This window comes from Pedobacter sp. Leaf41 (genome assembly GCF_001422545.1).
In the GTDB taxonomy this organism is placed as follows: domain Bacteria; phylum Bacteroidota; class Bacteroidia; order Sphingobacteriales; family Sphingobacteriaceae; genus Pedobacter.
On the sequence record NZ_LMLE01000011.1, the window covers coordinates 431692 to 439379 of the forward strand.

6 protein-coding genes are annotated in these 7688 nt (G+C 39.5%); all 6 read right to left on the minus strand.

Features of this window, described 5'->3' with window-relative positions; all coding sequences use genetic code 11:
• Position 1: 1 nt before the first annotated feature.
• The 6 genes from mrdA to purH all read right to left on the minus strand — a co-directional run bounded on the left by mrdA (position 2) and on the right by purH (position 6688).
• Positions 2 to 2008 (minus strand): penicillin-binding protein 2, encoded by a 2007-nt coding sequence (mrdA, locus tag ASE92_RS19535; protein WP_056851797.1) that lies wholly within the window; start codon positions 2006 to 2008, stop codon positions 2 to 4.
• Entirely contained in the window at positions 2008 to 2523 is a 516-nt protein-coding gene (locus ASE92_RS19540) for a hypothetical protein (RefSeq protein ID WP_056851798.1), read from the minus strand. The genes mrdA and ASE92_RS19540 overlap by 1 nt, the downstream gene beginning before the upstream one ends.
• Entirely contained in the window at positions 2516 to 3355 is an 840-nt protein-coding gene (gene mreC, locus ASE92_RS19545; RefSeq protein ID WP_056851799.1) for a rod shape-determining protein MreC, read from the minus strand. The genes ASE92_RS19540 and mreC overlap by 8 nt, the downstream gene beginning before the upstream one ends.
• Positions 3348 to 3785 (minus strand): four helix bundle protein, encoded by a 438-nt coding sequence (locus tag ASE92_RS19550; protein ID WP_082455129.1) that lies wholly within the window; start codon positions 3783 to 3785, stop codon positions 3348 to 3350. Before ASE92_RS19550 ends, mreC begins: the two co-directional genes overlap by 8 nt.
• A gap of 36 nt (positions 3786 to 3821) precedes the next feature.
• A complete protein-coding gene (locus ASE92_RS19555) occupies positions 3822 to 4844 on the minus strand; it encodes a rod shape-determining protein (RefSeq protein ID WP_010601761.1) in 1023 nt (340 codons plus the stop codon).
• Between the two features lie 317 nt (positions 4845 to 5161).
• Positions 5162 to 6688, minus strand: coding sequence for a bifunctional phosphoribosylaminoimidazolecarboxamide formyltransferase/IMP cyclohydrolase (gene purH, locus ASE92_RS19560; protein WP_056851800.1), 1527 nt, complete (start codon positions 6686 to 6688; stop codon positions 5162 to 5164).
• Between the last annotated feature and the right edge of the window lie 1000 nt (positions 6689 to 7688).

Consider the following 7688-nt stretch of genomic DNA (forward strand, 5'->3'; position numbering starts at 1 on the left):
TTTACTTTTGGGTTACAGGGTTTTCTAATGGAACGGTTTTGCTTCCTTTTGGCTTTGTAGCCACACTTTGTTTTATTGTTGCCGCCCTTATACTCAAGCTATCCTTTACTTTTTTGGTTGAATCAGCTTTTTTAATTAATAGGCTATCTGCTTTAGTCACGATCTTAACTGGCTTCGTCTTGTCTTTTAAAACCGGTAAAAGATTCTGGCTTTTCATCCATTCTACCTGTGCAGCTCTTGAGCCTGTAACTTTGCCTTTTAAATACTTTTCAATCATGTAACTGGCGATGGGAGCGGCATAAGTACTTCCAAAACCTGCATTTTCTACAATAACCGCAATTGCAATTTTCGGATTGTCGCGTGGGGCAAAGCCGATAAAAACAGAGTGGTTTTTACCATGTGGATTTTGCACTGTACCGGTTTTACCACAAAGCACCACATCAGGTATTCTGGATAATATTGCGGTTCCCCAACTCGTATTAACAGCATCTTGCATGCCATCAATCACGGGTTCGAAGTGCTTGGCATCAACCCCAACATATTTTTTATCTACGTATTCCTTTTTAATCTTATCGCCCATTGCCCTAATGATATGGGGTTTAATATAATAGCCGCGGTTGGCAATGATGGCCATTGCATTGGCCATCTGCAGCGGTGTCGCTGTGATTTCACCCTGTCCGATAGCCTGCGAAATTACATTGGTGTAGCCCCAACGTTTGCCATAAATTTTATCATAATGATCTGCTTCATAAAAATATCCTTTTCTTTCATAAGGCATATCAATATCCAATTTTTCTCCGAAACCAAATTTCGCAATCTTATCCCGCCATTCTTGATATGTTTTTCTTTGGTTCTTCATCCCATTTTTGGTGATCAACTTTTGAAAGACATAACAAAAATAGGTATTGCAAGATCGGGCTATGCCTCTTCGTAAAGAAATAGAACCATCAAAGTGTTCGCATTTAATTTTTCTGTTTCCAGCCTGATAGTAATGCGGACAGAAGAAAGTTGTATTTGGATCGATCACCCCTTCTTGCAGGCCGATTAAGGCGTCGACAGGTTTGAAAGATGAGCCAGGAGGATAATAACCCATGATTGGCCTCACCAATGATGGGCGATAAGGGTTACCAACAATGAACTTCATATAATTATTGCCCTGATCCCGACCAACCAGTAAATTAGGATCGTAACCTGGGCTACTAATCAAAGATAGTATTTCGCCGGTAGCAGGCTCAATGGCCACAATTGCACCCACTTTATCTTTCATCAACTCTTCGCCAAGTTTCTGAATGCGCATATCAATACCAGATATCAGGCGTTCACCTGAAACGGCATTAATATCGTATTTGCCATCAGCATAACTTCCTTGTGGCGTATTATGAGCATCATATACCGTATTAACTACTCCTTTTTCCCCCCGTAAAATCTCTTCGTATGATTTTTCCAAACCACTTTTTCCTTTGTAATCGCCTGGCCTGTAGAATCCTTCTGAATTGGCAATATCAGCACTATCAACTTCTTTTACATAGCCAAACAGCTGGCCGCCAACGCTATCTGGATAGTGCCTTACCGTTCTGTCTTGTGTTCTGAATCCCGGAAAACGATATAGAATTTCCTGCAAACGGGCATAACTTTGAACCGATATTTGTTTAAGAAAAGGCGTTGATTGATAGGTAGATTTTCCTCTGGCCTTGCGTAAGTTTTTACGCACATCCTCAATTGAAATTTCTAAAGCCTGGGCAAGTGCCAGCGTATCGAATTCTTTAACCTCGTTTGGCGTAACCATTAAATCGTAAACAGGCTCGTTTTGAACGATAACCTTTCCGTTGCGATCTAAAATAGCACCACGGGCAGGGTACTTATAAATCTTGCGTAGCACATTACTCTCAGCAGAAAGAAAGTATTTATCACTAACAATCTGGATATAAAATAATTTACCCAATAAAATCAGGGCGATTACAATAAATAATCCTTGAACGATATATTTTCGGTTAAATAATTGATCCATTAGCGGGACGTTCTTTTATAGAATATAAACTCTACCAATAAAATAATAAGCAGTGTAAAGATACAACTTAAGCCGCATCTCATTAAGGTATAGCCAATTTCGGTTAACCTAAATGTTTCTAAAAAGAACAGCACCAGGTGATGTGCAACAACACAGAGTAAAGTATATAGCGAAAACCATTGGAAACCCATATAACTTAACGAAGGTTCAGGGTCGTCAATTGCATCGCGGTTTAAACTAATTGAAATAAAAGATATTCTCACAAAGGCCAAAACAATACAGGCCGTAGCATGAACGCCCATCGTATCGTAAAATGCATCGAGGGTTAAGCCCGTTGCAAAAGCCAAAACGTAAAGCAAAATGTTAGGTATTCCAAAGGGCAATAAGAGTAAAAAGAAAACGTAAACAAAGGGTGTAGAAAGATCGTAAAAGCCCATGTTTTTGAGCAGAAATATCTGAACAAAAAGGAGCAAAATCCACCTGATTATATTTACAATGATTATTCTACTATTCATTTGGCTTAATTAAGCTCTCCAAAGCTTTCTGCTCTTCAGCTCTTTTGTCTTTTACCACGTAAACGTATTGTAACGTACTAAAATCGGTAAATAAATTTAACTCACCAGATAAAAAATTATCGTTGGTTGCTACATTTGGTTTAATAATTCTACCCACTAAAATCCCCTTTGGGAAAGAACCAAAGCCAGAGGTGACCACAGAATCGCCCACCAGCATTTTAATGTGATTGGGAACTTCCTTGATCAATGCTTTTTTGATATCGAAATTTGAATCTCCCCAAACCAACGAACCCAAAGCCGTATTCTTTTTAAGCATTACACTAATTCGGGTATCCTTGTGCAATAACGATTGAATGGTTGCCAGGTGTTCAGAAACATCACGAACTAAGCCTACAACCCCACGCTGTGGAGCAATTACAGCCATGCCACTTTTTATTCCATCTAAACTGCCCTTGTTAATCGTCATTACGTTATTGCGAAGGGTAATGGAGTTTTTAATCACCTTTGCAGCCAAATAGGTGTATTGCTGATCGGTAACCGTATCAATTACTTTTACATCTTTAGTCGTATCAACTGTGGTCAGGTTTAATAACTGTGTTTTCAGTTTAGCATTTTCGGCCGCTAAACTATCATTTACCATCCCCAGATTCATGTATCTTTTAAAAACATTAAGCCTTTCATATGCGGTACCCACAATTTCATTAGATGAATTTAGGGTTACGCTGCGCTGATAGGCATTATTTTTTACCGTAAGATAGATGCCAATAATAAAAAAGATAATAAACAGGAAAAATGCGTTGTATCTGCTGATGAAAATCCAAAGGTTACGCATGCTGATTTACGGTTTTAGATTGACGATTTACGATTGCCGGCATAGTTTCATTCAAGATTAATGGTGTTTGACGAGCCTGTTCGTTTTTTCTAATTGTTACAATCGAATAAACAATAATTGAAAGCAATTCATTTCCTTCCTTCCAATTTCTATCTATTTCAACGGCTAAATCAGCATTAAACTCTTTTAATAATTCAAGAAAAAACATCGATTCATCAAGCTCTTCTTTGACAATTTTTAATTTGTTCAAAAAATCAGCTGTAGATTTTGCCCTGCAAGCGGCTCTGTAGTTTGCACCAACAGAACTTGAACAACGAACCAATTGATTTGAATAATTCTTACTTAAAATATTGTACGGCAACGAAATTATTAATTTTCCAATTGATATAGCATAGGCTTTTGTTCTTATTTTAAGCGTTTGGCTATTCATCAATCGTCAATCTAAAATCTACATTCGTAAATGAGTCTATTGCATTAAAAATTTATAACCGCCAATGTTTTTGAGGGCGATACCAGTTCCGCGAACTACTGCACGAAGTGGATCTTCTGCCACGTGAACAGGTAGCTTCGTTTTGGCAGCAACACGTTTATCTAAACCTCTTAACAAGGCACCACCACCGGTTAAATAAATACCAGTTTGATAAATATCAGCAGAAAGTTCTGGAGGGGTAATCTCCAATGCTTTTAAAATCGCTTCCTCAATTTTAGAGATTGATTTATCTAAACAATGTGCAATTTCAGTATAAGAAACAGTGATCTGCTTTGGAACACCGGTCATTAAATCACGACCTTGAACAGCAAAATCAGCTGGCGCATCCTGTAACTCTGGTAACGCTGCACCCACCTCAATCTTAATTTTTTCCGCAGTACGGTCGCCTATCATTATGTTGTGCTGGCGACGGATATAGTTCACGATATCAGAGTCGAAGTTATCTCCCGCAACTCGGATAGATTGATCACATACGATACCGGATAAGGCGATAACTGCAATTTCTGTAGTACCACCACCTATATCGATAATCATATTACCCATTGGTTCCTCCACATCAATTCCAATCCCTACGGCAGCAGCCATTGGTTCGTGAATTAAATAAACTTCTTTGGCTCCGGCAATCTCGGCAGAGTCACGTACAGCACGTTTTTCTACTTCAGTAATGCCTGATGGAATACAGATTACCATCCTTAAAGATGGGAACATCCATCCTTTACCGCCATTTAGCATACGGATCATGCCCTTAATCATCGCCTCAGCGGCATTGAAATCGGCAATTACACCATCTTTTAAAGGACGAACGGTTTTAATATTATCATGGGTTTTACCTTCCATTTGCATCGCCTGACGACCTATAGCGATAACTTTGTTTGTAGTACGATCAAAGGCAACAATAGACGGTTCATCTACTACTACTTTGTCGTTATGTATAATTAGGGTATTCGCAGTGCCTAAATCGATGGCCACTTCCTGCGTAAACCAATTGAATAATCCCATGTATGAGTTATATTTTCTTTAATTTGTTAAATCTATACTATTCCTAATGTAAAAATAGGTTTTTTATTGTTTTAAGTTTTATTTTCTTCTTTCATTAAATTGTTTTTAAGGCAATTAAATTATGCTGAAAATCAAAACCTGTAATCCTTCAGCTTCTCTATTTCTAAAACGATCGTCATTGCGAGGTACGAAGCAATCTTACTACTGAAAGTTTATAGCCCTTAGGATTTCCTGCCTGCGGGAGGCAGGCTTCATGCCTGGCAATGATGGCATATTGCATTACCGTCAACCGCTAAACTTTCAACCTTTTTCCTTAATTAGTGTTTAAAGTGTCTTACGCCGGTAGTTACCATAGCAATACCTTTTTCATTTGCTTTCGCAACCGAATCTGCATCTTTAATAGATCCACCTGGTTGTAAAACGGCAGCAATGCCTGCGTCAGCAGCAATTTCTACACAATCAGGGAAAGGGAAGAAAGCATCAGATGCCATCGCGCTTCCTTTTATGCTAAAACCAAAAGAAGCTGCTTTTTCAATAGCTTGTCTTAACGCATCAACCCGGGAAGTTTGACCCACACCACTTGCAATTAACACATCATCTTTAACCAAAACAATGGTGTTAGATTTTGTATGTTTTACAATCTTATTTGCGAAATGCAAATCTTTTAATTCCTGAGCCGTTGGCGCCTTATCGGTTACGGTTGTCATTTGCTCCGGACCTTCGATAATTAAATCTTTATCTTGCTCAATTACGCCATTTAATAAAGTTTTAAATTGCTTTCTGCTCAACTCCACATTGTTGCGTTGTAAAATAACGCGGTTTTTCTTTTTGCTGAACAATTCCACTGCTTCCGGTTGGTAAGAAGGTGCAATTAGCACTTCGAAAAACAGGTTGTTAATCTCTTCAGCAGTTGCTAAATCAACTTCAACGTTGGTAATTAACACACCACCAAAAGCTGAAACCGGATCGCATGCTAATGCATCCATCCAGGCTTGTTTAACAGTAGGGCGGGAAGCAATTCCGCAAGCGTTTGTATGTTTTAAGATTGCAAAAGTCGGATCTTCAAACTCATCGATTAAAGCCACGGCAGCATCCACATCTACCAGGTTGTTGTAAGAAAGTTCTTTGCCGTTCAATTTGGTAAACATGGCATCTAAATCGCCATAAAATACTGCCCCTTGATGTGGATTTTCACCATAACGCAAGGTTTTAGCATCATCCACACTTTGTTTAAAAACATCAAGTGGTTCTTCCTCATTAAAATAATTGAAGATTGCCGTATCATAGTGGGAAGAAGTATGGAAAGCCTTTTTAGCATATGCTTTACGTTGCGCTAAAGTGGTTTCACCATTTTGTTCTTCTAATTGAGCTTGTAAAGTAGGGTAGTCGTTTTTCGAGGCGATAATCACGACATCATTAAAGTTTTTAGCTGCCGCACGGATTAATGAAATACCCCCAATATCGATTTTCTCGATGATTTCTTCTGATGTTCCACCTGCTTTTACGGTTTCCTCAAATGGATATAAATCAACAATAACCAAATCAATTTCCGGAATTTCGTATTCGGCAATTTGTTCCTGATCGCCTGCTAATGCTCTGCGATTTAAAATGCCACCGAATACTTTCGGGTGCAAAGTTTTAACGCGACCGCCTAAAATAGAAGGATAGCCAGTCAAATCTTCAACCGCTGTAACCGGTAAGTTTAAGTCTTTGATGAATTGTTCTGTTCCGCCAGTAGAAAATAACTGTACACCCTGAGCGGCTAACAATTTTACCAATGGCTCCAAACCATCTTTATAATATACTGAAATTAAAGCGTTTTTGATTTTAATCGACTGACTCATTATACTTAAAATTTTGAGCCGCAAAGGTAGTAAAACATGATGATTTTTTTGGTATGCCAAGGATGTAAAAATGGATTATCTTATTTTAGACTGTGGCAATCTTATTGTTTGCCCTACAAATCCTTTTCATACCATCCTTCATCCTGGCGTAGGCGGGGATCTTAAAGAGCTGTAAAGACTTCGTCTTTGATTTTTTCTTTCGCCTCATCGGCGGCGGCCTCCTACTTTTCTCTTGATGGAAAAGTAGCAAAACACCAAGGCTTGGAGCTGATGTCGGGTAAATTCGTCAAAGCTTTTATTGCGGCATCACAAGCTGCGATGAAGAATCGCAGAATACGCGATGCCTTGGTTTGTTGTTTTTGAAAGTTGCTGCAAAAGCTTTAACGTTTTCCCCTTCCATCACCTCCTAGGCCGGAGAGCAGGGTGGCTATTGCGAGCGCCTTATTTTAAGGCATCGTCTCTCGACCGTAGCGGAGAGATCTTTGAATATAGGTATTATCTTAGTCTGTATGTCATCCTGAGCGTAGTCGGAGGATCTCTTGGAGAGATCTTTGAATATAGGTATTATCTTAGTCTGTATGTCATCCTGAGCGTAGTCGGAGGATCTCTTTCGCCTCATCGGCGGCGGCCTTTTTCTTTTGGCTTGGCCCAAAAGAAACAAAAGCCCAAGGCTTGCCCCTTTTGTTTGCATGAAGCTAGCGGAAAACTATTAGCGGTAATTTGAGGCCAGCCCTGGCTCTTTTCCTTTTCGGCTGCAAATTTCCTTGACTACTGGTTTTTGAATGCTTGTGCTCGTTTTCCACTGCTTTCTGCTTCCAAAATTGGCTATGCCGGATAGCAGGGCGGCTATAGCGAGCGCCTATTTTAGGGCAGCGTCATCTCGATCGTAGCGGAGAGATCTTTGGAGATAGGCTTTATTTTCGTCTGTATGTCATCCTGAGCGTAGTCGAAGGATCTCTTTCGCCTCATCGGCGGCGGCCTCTTACCTTTTTCTTGACAA

What these genes read in the sequence shown, in the direction of transcription:
- mreC (WP_056851799.1), bottom strand. Translation starts at nt 3,355, where the DNA reads ATGCGTAACCTTTGGATTTTCATCAGCAGATACAACGCATTTTTCCTG.
- mrdA (WP_056851797.1), bottom strand. Translation starts at nt 2,008, where the DNA reads ATGGATCAATTATTTAACCGAAAATATATCGTTCAAGGATTATTTATT.
- ASE92_RS19550 (WP_082455129.1), bottom strand. Translation starts at nt 3,785, where the DNA reads ATGAATAGCCAAACGCTTAAAATAAGAACAAAAGCCTATGCTATATCA.
- ASE92_RS19540 (WP_056851798.1), bottom strand. Translation starts at nt 2,523, where the DNA reads ATGAATAGTAGAATAATCATTGTAAATATAATCAGGTGGATTTTGCTC.
- purH (WP_056851800.1), bottom strand. Translation starts at nt 6,688, where the DNA reads ATGAGTCAGTCGATTAAAATCAAAAACGCTTTAATTTCAGTATATTAT.
- ASE92_RS19555 (WP_010601761.1), bottom strand. Translation starts at nt 4,844, where the DNA reads ATGGGATTATTCAATTGGTTTACGCAGGAAGTGGCCATCGATTTAGGC.